We start from the raw sequence: 19505 nt of genomic DNA on the forward strand, positions 1-19505 counted from the left end.
AGTGCCCACACAGATTGTCTGATAAATTGTTAAAGAGCAGTTGCGACGCGCTTCAGCGCTCTGTCGCGAGGTGGCGTATATTACGCTTTCCTCTTTCAGAGTCAACCCGTTATTTCAGGATTTTTTCTCTTCAACCGACCGGGCTGTCTGTGAAGTGATTCACATCCGCCGTGTCGATGGAGGCGCATTATAGGGAGTTCTCCGCAGGCCGCAACCGTTAAATGACAGAAAAATGACTGACTGCTGCATTCCACAGCAAAACCCCGCCTTATACCTTTTTACGCACAGAGTTATCCACAATTATGTCCAGACCGGCCGGGTGATCCTGCAAACCAAGGGGAAAAATCAACTATACTAGCGGCAAATATTCCCCCTGCAGGCCACCCCCATGACTACACAACGTCTAACGCGTGACTGGCGCATCCCTACAGCAGGACTGCTGGCGCTGGCGATCCTCTTTGCCGGGTTTACCCTGCATGCCCACTGGAACACCTTTATACAGTGGTGCCTTGCCACGCAAATCACCCTGCACCGCTATCTGGTAATGTACCTGCTGCAGCTCAATAACCACCAGTACAGCGGCGGTTTATGGTTGCTGACGGGCGCTTTCTTTTATGGCGTACTGCATGCTATCGGGCCGGGACACGGCAAATTTATCGTCACCACTTATCTCACTACAAATAAAGAAAGCCAGCTCGCCGCGCGCGTCGTGCCGTTTCTCGGCAGCCTTATGCAGGGTATAAGTGCGATTCTGTTTGTCTTTATTCTGGCGGTTGGGCTCAACCTTGCGTCGGGTGATATCAGTACCAGTCGCTGGTACGTAGAGAAGATCAGTGCCGTGCTGATTGGCGCATTTGGCATGTTTATCATTTATCAGGCGCTAAAGAGTCTGCGTCCCCGCAGAATGGTTATCTCAGCCATCAAACCATTCCATCAGCATGATGAACACTGTGGCTGCGGCCATCACGGGGTGGGGTTGGATTTGACCAAAGGCGACTGGAAAACGCGCCTGGGGGTCATTCTGGCAATCGGCGCACGTCCGTGCAGCGGTGCAATTATGATCCTGATGTTCTCGAACGCGCTCGGGATCGTGACCTGGGGCATTGCCGCTGTGATGACCATGTCGCTGGGAACGGCGCTCTCAATTATGGGGCTGTCGCTGGCGGTGCGTTATGCACGTGAGCGCACAGTGACATTTTTTGGTGGTGACTCCAGCCTGAACGGGGTCTTGCCTGTCGCCAAAATTATCGGGGGGATCGTACTGATCCTGTTTGCCACCATTCTGTTCCTGACGGTAATTCCCATCAGCGCCAACGGCGACTATATCGCCGCCGGGTGCTAATAAAAGAAAACCCGCCAGCGGCGGGTTTCATCACTACTCGTTAATTCGTGGATGCTGGTCCACCAGGCGAGAACGCTTTTTCTGCAGCTCTTCAATCTCTGCATCAATGTCTTCTATCTTTTGCTCTACATTATCGTAGTGCTCACGAAGGATCTCTTTCGCTTCCTGGATATCAGACGCCGCAGGCGTTGCGCCTTTCAGAGGACGGTTTGCCGTCTCCTTCATGGTGATACCCGTAATCAAGCCAATCACCGCGATAACCATCAGGTAATAAGCAGGCATCATCAGGTTCTGCGTACTCTCCACCAGCGAAGCTGCGAGTGTCGGCGTCAGACCGGCAATCAGAACCGAGATGTTAAAGGCCGCCGCCAGCGCACTATAACGAATGTGCGTCGGGAACATAGCTGGCAGCGTAGAGGCCATCACTCCGATAAAGCAGTTGAGGATCACCGCCAGCATCAGCAGGCCAGCAAAAATCAGGCCCAGCACATTACTGTTAATCAGAATAAAGGCCGGGATCGCCAGCGCAAACAACGCCACACTGCCAAGGATGATAAACGGTCGACGACCAAAACGGTCACTCAACAGACCCATAATCGGCTGCACAAACAGCATACCGACCATGATGGCGATAATAATCAGCACACCGTGATCTTCCGAGTAGTGCAGGTTATGCGACAGGTAGCTCGGCATGTAGGTCAGCAGCATGTAATAGGTCACGTTGGTGGAAATCACCAGACCGATACAGGTCAGCAGGCTGCGCCAGTGTTTGGTCGCAATCTCCTTGAACGACACTTTCGGGCCTTCCTGCAACCCTTCGCGGTCCCCCTGCTCCAGCTTATCAACATGCTGCTGGAACGCAGGCGTCTCTTCCAGCGCGTGACGCAGGTAAAGACCAATAATACCCAGCGGAAGCGCTATAAAGAACGGAATACGCCAGCCCCAGTCGAGGAAGTTCTCTTCACCAACCACGGTTGAAATCAGCACCACGACCCCCGCGCCCATCACAAACCCGGCAATCGAACCGAAATCCAGCCAGCTTCCCATAAAGCCGCGTTTACGGTCCGGGGAATACTCCGCGACGAAGATCGACGCACCGGTATATTCGCCCCCGACGGAGAAGCCCTGCGCCATCTTACAGAGCAGCAGCAGAATCGGTGCCCATATGCCAATCGAGGCGTAGGACGGTATCAGGCCGATACAGAATGTACTGATCGACATAATAACAATGGTGATAGCAAGTATTTTCTGGCGACCATATTTATCGCCGAGCATACCGAAAAAGAGACCACCCAGTGGACGAATCAGGAAGGGAACGGAGAACGTACCCAGTGCGGCAATCATCTGCAGGCTGGGATCGGCACCAGGGAAAAACACTTTACCTAATGCATAGGCCACGAAACCGTAGACACCGAAATCGAACCATTCCATCGCATTACCGAGCGAAGCGGCGGTAATCGCTTTACGCAGCTTTGCATCATCGATAATGGTGACGTCGCGCAGCGTAATCGGTTTAACTTTTTTCCTTCTAAGCATAGCTTTCCTCGTAGACTCAGCCCTGTCCGATTCACAGTCCCGTTCGCGATCTGTGAACCTGGGATTCGCTCCATGCGAATCACCTTATTCAAGCGTAGCAGGTTTACTTACATTGACGTTTTGCGTCGATACAACCGAACCTGTTGACGCCTGTCTGGGCAGTTAATGACCTTTTTACCCTACCAGCGTTTATATATGTGATCAACTTCACACATATTCTTTCCAGTTCGTCAGTTGTTTTCAGCAAATGTCAATTAATGCGGGCACACCCTTTTTCAGGCGATACCCAGAAAATATTTTCACGCAGGTTATTATTGCCTGCAGAACAAAAAAACAGCCACATTCCTTCACATCAACTTTACATAATTTTTAATTATTCAAAGACGATTTCTCTGTTTACATTGAATATGTGACGAAGATAACTAAAACATTGTTTTATTTTCATTGAATCATTATTCCATTGATCGCATGATAAATCCGAACGTAACACCTTATGCGCTTGCACGCGTAGTTAGCAGAGCACATTTATTAAATTTTATTGCATGGATAATAAATTAACTGACTTATAAATCAGTCACTTAATTGAATTCAATGAATTGTATTTTTGATCTTTCCGCCAGTCACGCGGGATGAGATGTGAGGGTTAATGATGAAAATTAAAGCCACGATAGAACGCATTCCCGGTGGGATGATGCTGGTTCCGCTGGTGTTGGGCGCGATCTTAAATACGCTGGCACCAGACACTGGCGCTTATTTTGGTGGTTTCACAAAAGGGATGATTACCGGAACAGTACCGATCCTGGCCGTATGGTTCTTTTGTATCGGTGCCTCAATTAATTTGCGTGCTACCGGTACAGTTTTACGGAAATCCGGCACGCTGGTGCTCACCAAAATAGCCGTCGCATGGGTGGTGGCAATGATCTGCGCGATGTTCATTCCAGAGAATGGTATTCAGACCGGGTTCTTTGCCGGATTATCCGTTCTGGCCATCGTTTCAGCAATGGACATGACTAACGGCGGGCTCTATGCCAGCCTGATGAACCAGTACGGCACAAAGGAAGAATCGGGCGCGTTTGTACTGATGTCTCTGGAGTCCGGCCCGCTGATGACCATGCTGATCCTCGGCTCTGCGGGTCTGGCCTCCTTTGAACCCCATCACTTTGTCGGCGCGATCCTGCCGTTCCTGATCGGTTTTGCGCTGGGTAACCTCGATCACGATCTGCGTGATTTCTTCAGCAAAGCCACGCCGGTACTGATCCCGTTCTTCGGCTTCGCGCTGGGTAATACCATCAATCTGAACGTGATCCTTGATACCGGCCTGCTGGGGATTGTACTGGGCGTGGCAGTCATCGTTATCACCGGCATCCCGCTGATTATCGCTGACCGCGTCATTGGTGGAGGAAACGGTACAGCGGGTGTAGCCGCCTCTTCTGCGGCAGGCGCTGCAGTGGCGAACCCGGTGATTATTGCCCAAATTAACCCGGCGTTTGAACCCGTTGCGGCTTCCGCCACGGCGCTGGTTGCCGCCAGTGTGATTGTGACGGCGATTCTGGTGCCCATCATCACAGCGCTGTACGCCAGACGCTTCGGAAATGCTCCAGACGTTCAGACAGGATCTAAACCCGTCGAATTACACCATTGATACACCCTCCCCCTCCTGTAAAGAGGGGGGTTACTTCAGCCACCAAAAATCTCTTCCACCATCCCTTCAACCAGTCGTTTTGCCGAACAGAGTCTTGGCATTCCCAGCGCTACCGTTTGCCAGTTCTGCGTCACTGACCAGCTCACCGGATGTTTATCCGCCTGGCACCAGTCACCCAGCCAGCCCATCATATCTTTATGATCCATCAGGCCCGGAGCGGCGGGCGTCGCTAGCCATTGATGGTAAAAATGGCGGGTCGTGGGCGAGGCATTAATCCCCTGCGCAAGGTAGTTCGCCGCCATGCTGCGCAGGTTGTCTTTGAGCATTGCCGCCACATCGTCATTCCCCAGACGGCAGGCATCACCAAATGGCCCCCAGCGTAACTCTTCCAGAGCAATATAGCAGCGCCCGGCCAGTGACCAGCCGTCATACTGCCCGGCACGCCAGCGGGTAAAAATTTGCTCGCTATGTTCCCCCGCCTGCACCGTTAGCCCGCGCTGCGTAAGCGCCTTCTCTTTATAAGCGGCACGTTGTTTAAAGTGAGAAGAGAGTTCGTCGTACTGCTGCATGAGCCCCGGAGACTGGGCCACACGCAGGTTCGTCTGCTGACGCAACGCCAGCAGTTTGTCAGTCATACGCGTCAGCGCCAGATGGCCGGGGTCAAGCATACCAGCCAGTTTCTCCGCCAGGCCCAGGCGTAATGCCGCATTTTCGTTGAGCATTCCCGCCATCGCCCACGGCCGCAACCGGGTTTGCGTCATGATCTCCTGAGTCAAACGCTCACGAAACTGCAGCTGCTGTGGGCCCAGTTGGGTATGACGCGACGCGTCCACCCCCTGAACCAGATCGACCATAAATTTCGGATGAATACACTCCAGCGTCCGCCCAGGACCGTTCAGTAGCGGTGTTGTCATGGTTGCTCTGCCGCGAATAAGGTTTGAATATCATCACGTAACAGTCGGGTATCTTCCTGAATCCACGTCGCAGTCGTGAGGCTTTGTTTTAACAGCTGGCTGAGCGCTCGGGTCGAATGCTCATTTTGCTGCCGCACGGCGAGGCTATCACGCAAACTTTCCTGTAACCCGGCCAGGCATAGCGAGAATTCAGCAAAGAACGTTGCCATACCTGCCGTAACAGAGACTTCGACCTGCGCAGCCAAAGCCTTACGGATTTGTTCACAAAACTGATCAATATGTCGCATAAACTTGTCATGAAGTTGCGCGACATCGATAACGTACCGCGTGCGCGCCACCACATAACCCTCCCAGCCCCAGCCAGGGTTGTTTAGCCAGCGCGATACCGTCTCACGCATACTACCCGCCCCGGAAGGCTGCCCCGCCGGGCGGTTATCCGGCGCAATGGCATCGTTAAACAGCACGCGAGTGTTGAAGTTAAGCTGATTCGCCTGAAACGCCGGGAAGCTGATGCGCGCCCGAAATCCGGCGTCGCTTAACTGCTCTTTAATCCGCGTCTCTATCGGACGCATCGCCTCATTCAGCGAACGCGCCAGCGTCGACTCCAGTTGATCGAAACGTAACGCCAGCTCGCGGGCAATTTTATTTTGCGCATCCAGCATAATCAGCTCGCAGGAGGAACGGATCTTACTCAGCACGATCTGTGCCTGCCCTTCGTCCTCAAGCACCAGCTGATTCAGCGCGTCCGGCTCGTCGTTGCGCGGTGCAAGGCCCGCCAAATCTAAAATATTATGGCGGCTGAAAAGATGACCAATCGCCTGCTGGAGCGACGTCTTCTGCCGGGCCATAAACTCATCGGTGGCATTAAGCGCCTCTTCCACTTCATGTGTCACTTCATCACTGACCACACTCTGGCGCGTCTGCAGCATCGCCATATCATCCTCAAGGCGTGTGATATTCAGCTCAAGCTCCTCAAAAGCGACCGTCAGCCCCTGATAGCGAAAATCAAGATACTCCCTGGCATTTTGCGCGTAGTTAAGCAGCTTATGCGACGCAGAACGCAGAGCGAACAACGAGGCGTTGGCATACGCGGCGTAAATCAGCTTGCGGATCGGCTGTTCGAACAGAGAATCTTCCCACAGCAGATCGGCGGCGTGGCGAATATGGTCAATATCATCCAGATCGGCCGTGCGCCAGCGACGTCCTAACGCAGCTTCGGCAAAATCCTGCACCCAGCGCTGCTCCAGGGGATCGGGAAGCCGCCCGTAGGTGTTCATTTCATACCGGGCGCGGTTCGCCAGATAAGCCCACATCGACGAAACCGGGTAAATCTGTCCCGGCGAGATATTCCCTTTCATTAAGGTGCCGGAAATCATCGCCCTGACCTGCTCTTCGTCATCACTGTTGCGGTCTTTCTGATCAAACTTATTGACCAGCGCATACAGCGGCACCGATTTTCCCGCCACGGAAATCGCCTGGCGGACCTCTTCATCGGAAATAGATTTGAGCTGGGTATAATCCATCACCGCCAGCACCGCTGACGCACGTGCCAGCTGTTCGCTAAGCATTTTTTGCAGGTGCGGTTGCCCGGCTTCATTCGGCCCCGGCGTATCAAGCAACGTCAGCTGACCAAGATGCGCATCCAGACCCGCAAGATGGACAAACTCCACTTCAATCACCGGAATGTGTTCAATGGCGGCGTACTCAGAAAACGGGAAGTCAACGCCCAGTGCCTGGGAAAGCCGCACCAGGTCATTAAGGCTCTTCAGGCAATGAAATATCGGCTCTGCCCCCAGGTGATGCTTTTCAAACGCCTCCCCTTTTTCAATGCGCTCCAGCAGCGTGTTCATGTCTTTATCAATTTCCAGACGCTGCGCCAGCTTACCGCGATCGTAATCGCAGAGCTTTTTCTGCAACTGCTGAATCAATGCATCAATAGGAGAGGCATGCGAGAAATGCAGAACCGGCTCTTTCTGGTCCGGCGTATGGCGAATCAGGGTAGGAAGTGCTGTCATAGGGCGATTGCGGTTCGGCAATACTTCAGTCCCCACAATCGCGTTAATGGTGGTCGATTTACCCGCCTTCATGGTTCCGACGATAGCCAATACCATTTCAAGACGGGTTATTTTACGTAATTCATTATTTAGCATTGCCTGCTGTGCATCAACGCCGCGAGCGCTGAAATGCAACGGCAGAACATTGTTATTAACGCCCGTAATGGCGGCGGCGGTACTGTCCAGCATCGCCATTGGCATTGATTTCAACGTATCAAGATTCTGCAGTGCGAGCTGTAACAAGCGCTCTGCTTCCTGGCTTAATTCAAAAATGGTCTGTGTGTGCATGATAAAAGCCTTCCCTTAACGCAAATTTATTACTTTTATTAAGCCACTTTGTTTTAATAATGCTGTTTCGGCTTATATGATCACGTATGGAAAACATGTTCACTAAATATAACTACTTGATGGTAATAAGAAATATATTTCTATCCTTGCAAGGCGTGTAAAACATCCCCCTTGGCCAGGAAGCCAAAAGATAAAAAACGTCGCTCAGTTTCAGGAAACTTAAGGATATATCATTGTTATTTACCCACCTGGAAAGAGAGGTAATTCACCACCGCCATCAAATGAATGACGTCAGAGAGCAGGATAAATAACAACGTATCGCTTAACCTTATCCGAAATGGAAGAGCGTAGCAATTTGATGCAATAAAATATTCGATATATTTAGCGTCGTTTCTATTCATCGTGTTAATGAAGTAAGCATCGCTTAACTGACTGACAGGAAGTGTCACTCCGGACACATTTTTCATACTTTTTTTATCACGCAATGGCACCGACAAAAGTGTGGATTTGCGTTATACTTGCGGCCTTTTACGGCATCCTGCCGTCATTTAGCTGGCATTTTCCAGCGTGTTAATTAACACTTTTTTGAGGATACCAACATGCAACTCCCACACTGCCCGAAATGCAATTCTGAATATACCTATGAAGATAATGGCATGTTCATTTGCCCGGAATGCGCGCATGAATGGAACGATGCAGAGCCGTCGCAGGAAAGCGATGAACTGATCGTTAAAGATGCGAACGGTAATCTGCTGGCTGACGGCGACAGCGTCACCGTGATTAAAGACCTGAAGGTAAAGGGCAGCTCTTCCATGCTGAAAATCGGCACTAAAGTGAAGAACATCCGTCTGGTTGAAGGCGATCACAATATCGATTGCAAAATTGACGGCTTTGGCCCGATGAAGCTGAAATCTGAGTTCGTGAAAAAGAACTGATTCACCCGCCCGGTAGCGCTTCGCTTACCGGGCCTGCGGGGACTACACTTAACGGGCTTCTCTTACCTGAGGTAATGATTATGCCATTAAGTCCCTACATCTCATTCGCCGGTAACTGTGCAGAGGCAACCGCCTTCTATCAGCACGCTGTCGGCGCAGAACTTCTCTATAAAATCACCTTCGGCGAAATGCCAAAAGACGACCACAGCGAAGAAGGCTGCCCGTCTGCCATGCAATTCCCGGATTCAGCCATCGCCCACTCTAATGTCCGTATTGCTGGCAGCGATATCATGATGAGCGACGGTCTGCCGCCAGGCAGCAGCGCACAGTACGCCGGATTTACGCTGGTACTGGATACACAGGATGTCGAGGAAGGTAAACGCTGGTTCGATAACCTTGCCGCAGGTGGCAATGTCGAAATGGCCTGGCAGGAGACCTTATGGGCGCACGGCTTCGGCAAAGTCACCGATAAATACGGTGTGCCTTGGATGATTAACGTCGTTAAGCAGCAGCAAACAGCGTAGGCCGGATAAGCGCAGCACATCCGGCAACAGCACCCGGAGGCGCTGCGCTGACCGCGCCTGCATTGGCTGTCATCGCTATCACATTAACTCTTCAAATTCCCGCAACCCAGACTTAACCCAAATGTCATATTGATGCGCCAGCATGAGGCCACATTTAACGTGAGGCCCCGCACATGCAAACCGTCATCCGCGTCGAGAAACTGAGCAAGACCTTCCATCACAATAAGGCTCTGCATGCCGTTGATCTGACCGTCCAGCAGGGCGAAATGGTAGCGCTGCTGGGGCCATCCGGTTCAGGTAAATCCACCCTTCTGCGCCATTTAAGCGGCCTTATTACCTGCGATAAAACGCCGGAAAGTCACGTCGAGCTGCTGGGTAACACCGTGCAACGCGCAGGCCGCCTGGCACGCGATATTCGCAAAAGCCGCGCCCAGACGGGCTACATCTTCCAGCAATTCAACCTGGTGAATCGTCTGACGGTGCTGGAGAACGTGCTGATTGGCGCACTCGGCAGCACCCCATTCTGGCGCACCTGCCTGCGCTGGTTTTCGCCATCCCAGAAACAAGAGGCTCTGCAGGCGCTGACCCGCGTTGGCATGGCCCATTTTGCCCACCAGCGTGTCTCCACTCTGTCCGGTGGACAGCAGCAGCGCGTGGCGATTGCCCGCGCATTAATGCAAAAAGCCAAAGTCATTCTGGCCGACGAACCGATCGCCTCGCTGGACCCGGAATCGGCCCGCATCGTAATGGAAACCCTGCGCGACATTAACCAGAACGACGGCATCACCGTGGTGGTAACGCTGCACCAGGTGGATTACGCCCTGCGCTACTGCGAGCGCATCGTCGCGCTGCGTCAGGGGCACGTCTTCTTTGATGGCGCAAGCCACCAGTTTGATAACGAACGTTTTGACCATCTCTACCGCAGCATTAACCGCGTCGAAGAGAACGCGCAGGCTGCTTAACGTCTCCACAACGAGGAATGGAAATGAGCTATAAAACGGTTGCCGCGCTGGCCTTCACCAGCATGTTCAGCATCAGCACCCTGTTAAGCCCGGCCCACGCCGAAGAGCAGGAAAAGGCGCTGAACTTTGGCATTATTTCGACGGAATCACAGCAGAATCTGAAGCCTCAGTGGGAACCGTTCCTGAAAGATATGGAAACCAAACTGGGGATCAAAGTGAACGCCTTCTTTGCCCCGGACTATGCGGGCATCATCCAGGGGATGCGCTTCAACAAAGTGGACATCGCCTGGTACGGCAACCTCTCCGCCATGGAAGCGGTGGACCGCGCGAACGGCCAGGTCTTTGCCCAGACCGTTGCGGCTGATGGCTCCCCAGGCTACTGGAGCGTGCTGATCGTCAACAAAGACAGCCCAATCAACAACCTCAACGACATGCTCGCCAAACGCAAAGATCTCACCTTTGGTAACGGCGACCCGAACTCTACCTCAGGCTTCCTCGTCCCTGGCTACTACGTCTTCGCCAAAAACAACGCCTCCGCCAGCGACTTCAAGCGCACGGTGAATGCCAGCCATGAAACGAACGCTCTGGCCGTGGCGAATAAGCAGGTCGACGTTGCGACTAACAACACCGAAAACCTCGACAAGCTAAAGACCTCCGCACCAGACAAGCTGAAAGCACTGAAGGTGATCTGGAAATCGCCCCTTATTCCTGGCGACCCAATCGTGTGGCGTAAAAACCTGTCTGAAAGCACCAAAGACAAGGTCTACGACTTCTTCATGAATTACGGCAAAACGCCGGAAGAGAAAACCGTTCTGGAGCGTCTGGGCTGGGCACCATTCCGCCCATCAAGCGACCTGCAACTGGTCCCGATTCGCCAGCTGGCGCTGTTTAAAGAGATGCAGGGCGTGAAGGACAACAAAGGTCTGAATGAGGAAGAGAAGACCAGCAAAGTGTCGGCCATTCAGGCACAGCTGGACGATCTGGACCGCCTGACCGCCGCGCTGAGCGCCATGACCAGCGTGAATAAAGCGGTGCAATAACTGACGTCCCCTCTCCCTTGAGGGAGAGGGTTAGGGTGAGGGGGAAATGCGCACGCTGATGCCCTCACCCCGGCCCTCTCCCACAGGGAGAGGGAGAACAGATCGTAGGCCGGATAAGCGTAGCGCCATCCGGCACACAAAGACCCACGGAGTAAAACATGCAAACCATCACCCTCCCACCGCCGAAACGCAGCTGGTTCTCGCTTTTAAGCTGGGCCATTCTGCTGGCGGTGCTGGTTATCTCCTGGAAGGGCGCGGAAATGGACCCGCTGCTGCTCGTCAAAGATTCCGGCAACATGGCAACCTTCGCCGCGGACTTCTTCCCGCCGGACTTCAGCCAGTGGCAGGACTACCTCGGTGAAATGGCCATCACCCTGCAAATTGCCGTCTGGGGTACCGCCCTTGCCGTCATTCTCTCTATTCCGTTTGGCCTGATGAGCGCCGAAAACATCGTGCCGTGGTGGGTGTATCAGCCGATGCGTCGCCTGATGGACGCCTGCCGCGCCATCAATGAAATGGTCTTTGCGATGCTGTTCGTGGTGGCTGTCGGTCTGGGTCCGTTTGCGGGCGTGATGGCGTTGTTCATCCATACCACCGGCGTGCTCTCCAAGCTGCTCTCTGAAGCGGTTGAAGCCATTGAGCCCGGCCCGGTGGAAGGCATTCGCGCGACGGGTGCTAATAAAATCGAAGAAATTCTTTACGGCGTGCTGCCACAGGTGATGCCGCTGCTCATCTCTTACTCCCTGTACCGCTTCGAATCTAACGTCCGTTCCGCCACGGTCGTCGGCATGGTCGGCGCAGGCGGGATTGGCGTCACCCTGTGGGAAGCGATTCGCGGTTTCCAGTTCCAGCAAACCTGCGCATTGATGGTGCTCATCATCATCACCGTCAGCCTGCTGGATTTCCTCTCTCAACGTTTGCGTAAGCACTTCATCTGAGAAGCGAGGCTTTGTTTTATATGCACTTATCCAGACATCCGACCAGTTACCCGACCCGCTGGCAAGAGATTGCGGCAAAGCTCGAAGTGGAACTGCGCACGCACTACCGCTGCGGAGATTACCTGCCTGCCGAACAGCAGCTTGCCGATCGCTACGAAGTGAACCGCCACACGCTGCGCCGCGCCATTGACCAACTGGTTGAGCGCGGATGGGTACAGCGCCGTCAGGGCGTCGGCGTGCTGGTACTGATGCGCCCGTTCGACTACCCGCTTAACGCCCAGGCGCGCTTTAGCCAGAACCTGCTCGATCAGGGTAGCCACCCCACCAGCGAAAAGCTGCTCTCGGTGCTGCGTCCGGCCTCCAGCCACGTGGCGGACGCGCTGGGGATTCAGGAAGGCGACAACGTTATCCACCTGCGCACGTTGCGCCGGGTCAACGGCGTGGCGGTGTGCCAGATCGACCACTACTTTGCGGACCTGACGCTCTGGCCTGTGCTGCAAAATTTTGCCAGCGGTTCGCTGCATGACTTCCTGCGCGATGCCACCGGCATTGCGCTCAAACGCACCCAGACGCGCATCAGCGCCCGCCGCGCGCAGGCGAAAGAGAGCAAGGTGCTGGAAATTCCCAACATGGCCCCGCTGCTCTGCGTGCGCACCCTCAACCACCGTGACGGCGAGATCAACGCGACGGAATACTCCGTCAGCCTGACCCGCGCCGACATGATTGAATTCACCATGGAGCACTGAATGCATTTCGATACCTCCACCCGTCAACGCTGGATGCGCGTGCTGGCCCATAGCCAGCCTGCTGCGCTGTGCAGCCGCATGAACGCGCTCGACCTGACGCCGGACTACGACACTATCCGCGCACCGGAAATAGGCCTGGTGCAGATCCAGGCGCGCATGGGCGGCACCGGCGAACGCTTCTTCGCGGGCGATGCCACTCTCACCCGCGCGGTGATCCGCCTGAACAGCGGCACGCTGGGCTACAGCTACGTGCTGGGTCGCGACAAACAGCACGCCGAGCGCTGCGCGGTGATCGACGCCCTGCTGCAGGAACAACCGCATTTCCAGACCTTAATGGAAACCCTTATCGCCCCGCTGGAAGCTGACCGCGCCGCACGACTTGCCGCACGTCAGGCCGAAGTGAACACCAGCCGGGTCGACTTCTTTACGCTCGTTCGCGGAGACAACGCATGACGCTTCAACCTGCTTTTCCCCTGGCCGTCCAGGATGCCCAACAGAGTTTTCGTCGCCTGCTGAAAGCCATGAGCGAGCCGGGCGTGATCGTCTCGCTGCACCAGCTTTCGCAGGGCTGGCTGCCGCTCAACCTCGCCTCCACCAGCGTGTTGCTGACCCTCGCCGACAACGACACCCCGGTGTGGCTTTCAGGCGCATTGCTGAACGATATCGCCAGCCAGAACCTGCGCTTTCACACCAACGCCCCGCTGGTTGAGCAGCCGCAGCAGGCGGTCTTTGCCGTGGCCGACGAGCAGATCAGCCATGAACAACTGAATGCCTTGAGCGAAGGCAGCGCCGTCGCCCCGGAGACCAGCGCCACGCTGATTTTGCAGGTCTCCAGCCTGAGCGGCGGGCGCATGTTGCGTCTCACCGGCGCGGGCATCGCCGACGAGCGCATGGTCGCGCCGCAGCTGCCGGAGTGCATCATTCATGAACTCACTGAACGCCCGCACCCGTTCCCGCTGGGTATCGACCTGATCCTGACCTGCGGTGAGCGCCTGCTGGCGATCCCCAGAACCACCCACGTGGAGGTGTGCTGATGTACGTTGCCGTTAAAGGGGGTGAGAAGGCGATCGCCGCCGCCCATGCGTTGCAGGAGCACAGACGATGGGGTGATGAAGCGCTTCCCGAGCTGAGCGTCGCCCAGATTGAGCAGCAGCTTAACCTCGCCGTCGACCGCGTAATGACCGAAGGCGGCATCGCCGACCGCGAGCTGGCGGCGCTGGCCCTGAAGCAGGCCAGCGGCGATAACGTGGAAGCCATCTTCCTGCTGCGCGCCTACCGTACCACGCTGGCGAAGCTGGCAGTGAGCGAGCCGGTGAAAACGGCGGAGATGCGCCTGGAGCGCCGAATTTCTGCCGTTTATAAGGACATCCCCGGCGGCCAGCTGCTCGGCCCCACTTACGACTACACTCATCGCCTGCTGGATTTCACGCTGATGGCGAACGGCGAAGCACCGCAACTCAATACCGCGGAACCTCAGCAAGATCCTTCCCCACACGTCTTTAGCCTGCTGGCGAAACAGGGGCTCGCTAAAGCAGAAGAGGATTCAGGCGCTACGCCTGACGACATCACCCGCACGCCGCCGGTTTACCCGTGTTCACGTTCTTCGCGCCTGCAACAGCTGATGCGCGGCGATGAAGGTTATTTACTGGCGCTGGCCTACTCCACCCAGCGCGGCTACGGGCGCAACCACCCGTTTGCGGCAGAGATCCGCAGTGGCTACCTCGACATCGAAATTGTGCCGGAAGAGCTGGGTTTTGCGGTGAACGTCGGTGAACTGCTGATGACCGAGTGCGAAATGGTCAACGGTTTTGTCGCGCCTGAAAACGAAGCTCCGCACTTTACCCGCGGCTACGGGCTGGTGTTTGGCCTGGGCGAGCGTAAGGCCATGGCGATGGCGCTGGTCGACCGTGCACTGCAGGCACCGGACTACGGCGAACACATTTCCGGCCCGGCGCAGGACGAAGAGTTCGTGCTGGCGCATGCGGATAACGTGGAAGCGGCGGGTTTTGTCTCGCACCTCAAGCTGCCGCACTACGTCGATTTCCAGGCCGAACTGGAACTGCTGAAACGCCTGCAACGGGAGCGCGAAAATGGCTAATTTAAGCGGCTACAACTTTGCCTATCTGGATGAACAAACCAAACGCATGATCCGCCGCGCCATTCTGAAAGCGGTGGCGATCCCTGGCTATCAGGTGCCGTTCGGCGGCCGCGAAATGCCGATGCCCTACGGCTGGGGCACCGGCGGTATTCAGCTTACCGCCAGCGTGATCGGCGAAGCGGACGTGCTGAAAGTCATCGACCAGGGGGCCGACGACACCACTAACGCCGTGTCGATCCGCAACTTCTTTAAGCGCGTCACCGGCGTCAACACCACTGAAAAAACCGAAGATGCGACGCTGATCCAGACCCGTCACCGCATCCCGGAAACCCCGCTTACGGAAGATCAGATTTTGATTTTCCAGGTGCCGATCCCGGAGCCGCTGCGCTTTATCGAGCCGCGCGAAACCGAAACCCGCACCATGCACGCGCTGGAAGAGTACGGGATCATGCAGGTGAAGCTGTATGAAGACATCGCCCGCTTCGGCCATATCGCCACCACCTACGCCTACCCGGTGAAGGTCAACGGGCGCTACGTGATGGACCCGTCGCCGATCCCGAAATTCGATAACCCGAAGATGGACATGATGCCTGCCCTGCAGCTCTTTGGTGCCGGACGTGAAAAACGCATCTACGCCGTCCCGCCGTATACCCGTGTCGAAAGCCTCGATTTCGACGACCATCCGTTTACGGTGCAGGAGTGGGACGAGCCGTGCGCCATCTGCGGCTCGAAGCATAGCTATCTGGACGAAGTGGTGCTGGACGACACGGGCAAACGGATGTTTGTCTGCTCCGACACCGATTACTGCCGCCAACAGAGCGAGGCTAACGGCCAATGAAACCGCTGCTTTCGGTTAATAACCTGACCCACCTGTACGCGCCGGGCAAAGGCTTCAGCGACGTGTCATTCGAACTGTGGCCGGGCGAAGTGCTCGGCATTGTCGGCGAGTCCGGCTCCGGTAAAACCACCCTGCTGAAGTCCATCTCCGCGCGCCTCGCGCCACAACACGGCGAGATCCTGTATCAGGGACGCTCCCTCTACGGCATAAGCGAGGCCGAGCGCCGCCGCCTGCTGCGCACCGAGTGGGGCGTGGTACATCAACACCCGATGGACGGCCTGCGCCGTCAGGTCTCCGCCGGGGGCAACATCGGCGAGCGGCTGATGGCGACCGGTGCACGCCACTACGGCAACATCCGCGCCACCGCCCAGCACTGGCTTGAGGAAGTTGAAATCCCGGCCTCGCGCATCGACGACCTGCCGACGACCTTCTCCGGCGGTATGCAGCAGCGTCTGCAGATCGCCCGAAATCTGGTCACCCATCCGAAGCTGGTGTTTATGGATGAACCCACCGGCGGGCTGGACGTCTCGGTGCAGGCGCGCCTGCTCGACCTGCTGCGCGGTCTGGTGGTGGAACTGAACCTCGCCGTGGTGATTGTCACCCACGATCTGGGCGTTGCCCGTCTGCTGGCGGACCGTCTGCTGGTCATGAAGCAGGGTCAGGTGGTGGAAAGTGGGTTGACCGACCGCGTGCTCGACGATCCACACCATCCGTACACCCAGCTGCTGGTGTCATCCGTATTGCAGAACTGATTGTGTTTTGCCGGGTGACGCTTCGCTTACCCGGCCTACGGACTGCACTCTTTGTAGGCCGGGTAAGCGAAGCGCCACCCGGCAACCCAAACCCACGAGGCCAAAATGATCCACGTTGAAAATGTCAGTAAGACCTTTGTGCTCCACCAGCAAAACGGCGTGCGCCTGCCGGTGCTGCAAAATGCCTCGTTAGAGGTCAGCAGCGGCGAATGCGTGGTGCTGCACGGCCACTCCGGCAGCGGAAAATCGACCCTGCTGCGCTCCCTGTATGCCAACTACCTGCCGGACGAAGGCCACATCCGCATTCGCCACAATGATGAATGGGTCGATCTGGTCCAGGCCCCGGCGCGCAAGGTGCTGGAAGTACGCCGCTCGACGATCGGCTGGGTCAGCCAGTTTTTGCGGGTGATCCCGCGGATCTCCGCGCTGGACGTGGTGATGCAGCCTCTGCTGGATCTCGGCGTGCCGCGTGAAACCTGCGCCGCCAAAGCCGCCAGCCTGCTGACGCGCCTCAACGTGCCGGAACGTCTGTGGCACCTCGCCCCGTCGACCTTTTCCGGCGGCGAGCAGCAGCGCGTCAATATCGCGCGTGGTTTTATCGTTGATTACCCGATTCTCCTGCTCGATGAACCCACCGCCTCGCTGGACAACAAAAACAGCGCGGCAGTGGTTGAGCTGATCGAGCAGGCTAAGGCTCGCGGGGCGGCGATCGTCGGGATCTTCCACGATGAAACCGTTCGCACCCGTGTAGCAGACAGATTGCACCCGATGGGGACAAACGTATGATTATTAATAACGTCAGGCTGGTGCTGGAAAATGAGGTGGTAGGCGGCTCGATTGAAATTCAGGACGGGGTGATCCGCGCCTTTGCTGAAACCCAGAGCCGTTCACCCGAGGCGATGGACGGCGAAGGGGGCTGGCTGTTGCCGGGCCTTATCGAACTGCATACCGACAATCTGGACAAATTCTTCACCCCACGCCCGAAGGTTGACTGGCCAGCCCATTCGGCGATGAGCAGCCACGACGCGCTGATGGTCGCCAGCGGCATCACTACGGTGCTGGACGCGGTGGCGATCGGTGACGTGCGCGACGGCGGCGACAGGCTGGAGAACCTGGAGAAGATGATCAACGCCGTGGAGGAGACGCAAAAGCGCGGCCTCAACCGTGCCGAGCATCGCCTTCACCTGCGCTGTGAACTCCCGCACCACACCACGCTGCCGCTGTTTGAAAAACTGGTCGGCCGCGAGCCGGTCTCGCTGGTTTCGCTGATGGATCACTCTCCGGGGCAACGCCAGTTCGCCAACATCGAAAAGTATCGCGAATACTATCAGGGCAAATATTCTCTCAATGATGCCGAGATGGCGCGCTACGAAGAAGAACAGCTTCAACTTGCGGCACAATGGTCGCAGCCGAACCGCCTCTCCATTGCCGCGATATGCCGGGACCGCAATATTGCGTTAGCCAGTCATGACGACGCTACGCACGATCATGTACGCGAATCCCACCAGCTTGGCAGCGTGATCGCCGAATTTCCCACCACGTTCGAAGCCGCAGAAGCATCACGCCTGCATGGGATGAACGTGCTGATGGGCGCACCGAACATCGTGCGCGGCGGTTCGCACTCCGGTAACGTGGCGGCAAGTAAACTCGCCTCGCTCGGCCTGCTGGATATCCTCTCTTCCGACTACTACCCCGCCAGCCTGCTGGATGCGGCATTCCGCGTCGCGGACGACGAAGGCAACAGCTTCACGCTGCCGCAGGCGATTCGCCTGGTGACGAAAAACCCGGCCTCCGCGCTTAATCTTCACGATCGCGGTGAAATTGCCGAGGGGAAACGGGCGGATCTGGTGCTGGCCCACCGTAAAGGTGAACACATCCATATCGACCACGTCTGGCGTCAGGGAAAAAGGGTGTTCTGATGGGAAGACTCATCTGGTTAATGGGGCCTTCGGGCTCCGGTAAAGACAGCCTGCTGTCCGCACTCCGGCAGCGCGAACATTCACAGCTGCTGGTGGCGCATCGCTACATCACCCGCGCGGCCAACGCCGGAAGTGAGAACCATATCGCTCTGAGCGAGCAGGAGTTTTTTATCCGCGCCGGACAAAACCTGCTGGCATTGAGCTGGCATGCGAACGGCTTTTACTACGGCGTCGGCATTGAGATCGACCTCTGGCTGCATGCGGGTTTTGACGTGCTGGTCAACGGCTCGCGCGCGCACCTTCCGCAGGCCAAAGCCCGGTATGAAGCGGCTTTGCTGCCGGTCTGCCTGCAGGTTTCGCCGGAAGTTCTGCGTAGCCGTCTACAAAGCCGGGGACGAGAAAACGCGCGGGAAATCGAGCAGCGGCTGGAGCGAGCAGCGCGCTACACCCCGTCGGGCTGTCATGTCCTCAATAACGACGGAAGTTTGCTACAGTCAGTCGATAACTTCTTATCGCTTATCCGTCAGAAGGAGAAACAGCATGCCTGACTGCCAGCTTCGCCCCGCCACTGCCGATGACGCGCAGACGGTTTACGCCCTGATCTGCGAGCTTAAGCAGGCAGAGTTCGATCACCAGGCGTTTCATGCGGGCTATCTTGCCAATCTGCAGGATCACAACATGCGCTACCAGCTTGCCGAGCTGGACGGGCAGGTCATCGGCATGATCGGCCTGCACATGCAGTTTCACCTGCACCACGCGCGCTGGATCGGCGAGATCCAGGAGCTGGTGGTGATGCCGCAGGCGCGCGGGCTAAAGGTGGGCAGCCAGTTGCTCGCCTGGGCGGAAGACGTTGCGCGACAGGCCGGGGCTGAGCTGACTGAACTCTCCACCAGCGTGAAGCGCGTGGACGCGCACCGTTTTTACGTGCGAGAAGGATATACCCAGAGCCATTTCCGATTCACCAAACCGCTGTAGAG

General features: G+C 56.3%; 20 protein-coding genes. 17 read left to right on the forward strand and 3 right to left on the reverse strand.

What is annotated here, in order from left to right:
• Positions 1–388: 388 nt before the first annotated feature.
• The gene (locus ABGB15_RS19345) at positions 389–1342 is read left to right on the forward strand and encodes a nickel/cobalt transporter (RefSeq protein ID WP_215723620.1); all 954 of its coding nucleotides are present in this window, start codon (positions 389–391) and stop codon (positions 1340–1342) included.
• 33 nt (positions 1343–1375) lie between these two features.
• On the opposite strand, the gene proP is transcribed toward ABGB15_RS19345, so the two are convergent.
• Positions 1376–2878: a glycine betaine/L-proline transporter ProP gene (proP, locus tag ABGB15_RS19350; protein WP_152083157.1), complete on the reverse strand. Its 1503-nt coding sequence runs from the start codon at positions 2876–2878 to the stop codon at positions 1376–1378.
• Between the two features lie 649 nt (positions 2879–3527).
• Between proP and kdgT the strand changes: the two genes are divergently transcribed.
• Positions 3528–4520, forward strand: a complete 993-nt coding sequence (gene kdgT, locus ABGB15_RS19355; RefSeq protein ID WP_215723624.1) for a 2-keto-3-deoxygluconate transporter — start codon at positions 3528–3530, stop codon at positions 4518–4520.
• Positions 4521–4555: 35 nt separating this feature from the next.
• On the opposite strand, the gene ABGB15_RS19360 is transcribed toward kdgT, so the two are convergent.
• Both ABGB15_RS19360 and crfC read right to left on the reverse strand, forming a co-directional pair.
• Entirely contained in the window at positions 4556–5434 is an 879-nt protein-coding gene (locus tag ABGB15_RS19360) for a YjcZ-like family protein (RefSeq protein WP_215723619.1), read from the reverse strand.
• On the reverse strand, positions 5431–7776 hold the full coding sequence (crfC, locus tag ABGB15_RS19365) for a clamp-binding protein CrfC (RefSeq protein ID WP_215723618.1): 2346 nt from the start codon (positions 7774–7776) through the stop codon (positions 5431–5433). Before crfC ends, ABGB15_RS19360 begins: the two co-directional genes overlap by 4 nt.
• A gap of 599 nt (positions 7777–8375) precedes the next feature.
• Here crfC and ABGB15_RS19370 point away from each other — a divergent pair.
• The 15 genes from ABGB15_RS19370 (at position 8376) to phnO (ending at position 19503) form a co-directional block, all read left to right on the forward strand.
• The gene (locus ABGB15_RS19370) at positions 8376–8711 is read left to right on the forward strand and encodes a zinc ribbon domain-containing protein YjdM (RefSeq protein ID WP_215723617.1); all 336 of its coding nucleotides are present in this window, start codon (positions 8376–8378) and stop codon (positions 8709–8711) included.
• 80 nt (positions 8712–8791) lie between these two features.
• Positions 8792–9235, forward strand: a complete 444-nt coding sequence (gene yjdN / locus ABGB15_RS19375; protein WP_369064265.1) for a VOC family metalloprotein YjdN — start codon at positions 8792–8794, stop codon at positions 9233–9235.
• A gap of 173 nt (positions 9236–9408) precedes the next feature.
• Positions 9409–10197, forward strand: coding sequence for a phosphonate ABC transporter ATP-binding protein (phnC, locus tag ABGB15_RS19380; RefSeq protein WP_152083152.1), 789 nt, complete (start codon positions 9409–9411; stop codon positions 10195–10197).
• Between the two features lie 23 nt (positions 10198–10220).
• Positions 10221–11237 carry a phosphonate ABC transporter substrate-binding protein gene (phnD, locus tag ABGB15_RS19385; protein WP_152083151.1) on the forward strand — a complete coding sequence of 339 codons (1017 nt, stop codon included), beginning with the start codon at positions 10221–10223 and terminating at the stop codon, positions 11235–11237.
• 158 nt (positions 11238–11395) lie between these two features.
• On the forward strand, positions 11396–12175 hold the full coding sequence (gene phnE / locus ABGB15_RS19390; protein ID WP_152083150.1) for a phosphonate ABC transporter, permease protein PhnE: 780 nt from the start codon (positions 11396–11398) through the stop codon (positions 12173–12175).
• Between the two features lie 20 nt (positions 12176–12195).
• Positions 12196–12921: a phosphonate metabolism transcriptional regulator PhnF gene (phnF, locus tag ABGB15_RS19395; RefSeq protein WP_152083149.1), complete on the forward strand. Its 726-nt coding sequence runs from the start codon at positions 12196–12198 to the stop codon at positions 12919–12921.
• A complete protein-coding gene (gene phnG / locus ABGB15_RS19400) occupies positions 12922–13374 on the forward strand; it encodes a phosphonate C-P lyase system protein PhnG (protein ID WP_215723614.1) in 453 nt (150 codons plus the stop codon). It begins immediately after the preceding gene.
• A complete protein-coding gene (phnH, locus tag ABGB15_RS19405) occupies positions 13371–13955 on the forward strand; it encodes a phosphonate C-P lyase system protein PhnH (RefSeq protein ID WP_215723613.1) in 585 nt (194 codons plus the stop codon). The genes phnG and phnH overlap by 4 nt, the downstream gene beginning before the upstream one ends.
• A complete protein-coding gene (locus tag ABGB15_RS19410; protein ID WP_215723612.1) occupies positions 13955–15019 on the forward strand; it encodes a carbon-phosphorus lyase complex subunit PhnI in 1065 nt (354 codons plus the stop codon). The genes phnH and ABGB15_RS19410 overlap by 1 nt, the downstream gene beginning before the upstream one ends.
• Positions 15012–15857: an alpha-D-ribose 1-methylphosphonate 5-phosphate C-P-lyase PhnJ gene (phnJ, locus tag ABGB15_RS19415; RefSeq protein ID WP_313327504.1), complete on the forward strand. Its 846-nt coding sequence runs from the start codon at positions 15012–15014 to the stop codon at positions 15855–15857. Before ABGB15_RS19410 ends, phnJ begins: the two co-directional genes overlap by 8 nt.
• Positions 15854–16609 carry a phosphonate C-P lyase system protein PhnK gene (phnK, locus tag ABGB15_RS19420; protein WP_152083145.1) on the forward strand — a complete coding sequence of 252 codons (756 nt, stop codon included), beginning with the start codon at positions 15854–15856 and terminating at the stop codon, positions 16607–16609. Before phnJ ends, phnK begins: the two co-directional genes overlap by 4 nt.
• Before the next feature lie 105 nt (positions 16610–16714).
• Positions 16715–17395 carry a phosphonate C-P lyase system protein PhnL gene (gene phnL, locus ABGB15_RS19425; RefSeq protein WP_152083144.1) on the forward strand — a complete coding sequence of 227 codons (681 nt, stop codon included), beginning with the start codon at positions 16715–16717 and terminating at the stop codon, positions 17393–17395.
• A complete protein-coding gene (gene phnM / locus ABGB15_RS19430; protein WP_215723610.1) occupies positions 17392–18528 on the forward strand; it encodes an alpha-D-ribose 1-methylphosphonate 5-triphosphate diphosphatase in 1137 nt (378 codons plus the stop codon). Before phnL ends, phnM begins: the two co-directional genes overlap by 4 nt.
• Entirely contained in the window at positions 18525–19076 is a 552-nt protein-coding gene (gene phnN / locus ABGB15_RS19435) for a ribose 1,5-bisphosphokinase (protein ID WP_215723623.1), read from the forward strand. Before phnM ends, phnN begins: the two co-directional genes overlap by 4 nt.
• A complete protein-coding gene (phnO, locus tag ABGB15_RS19440; protein WP_215723609.1) occupies positions 19069–19503 on the forward strand; it encodes an aminoalkylphosphonate N-acetyltransferase in 435 nt (144 codons plus the stop codon). The genes phnN and phnO overlap by 8 nt, the downstream gene beginning before the upstream one ends.
• Positions 19504–19505 lie beyond the last annotated feature (2 nt).

Source organism: Enterobacter sp. MALB-1 (genome assembly GCF_041021625.1).
Taxonomy (GTDB): Bacteria; Pseudomonadota; Gammaproteobacteria; order Enterobacterales; family Enterobacteriaceae; genus Enterobacter; species Enterobacter oligotrophicus.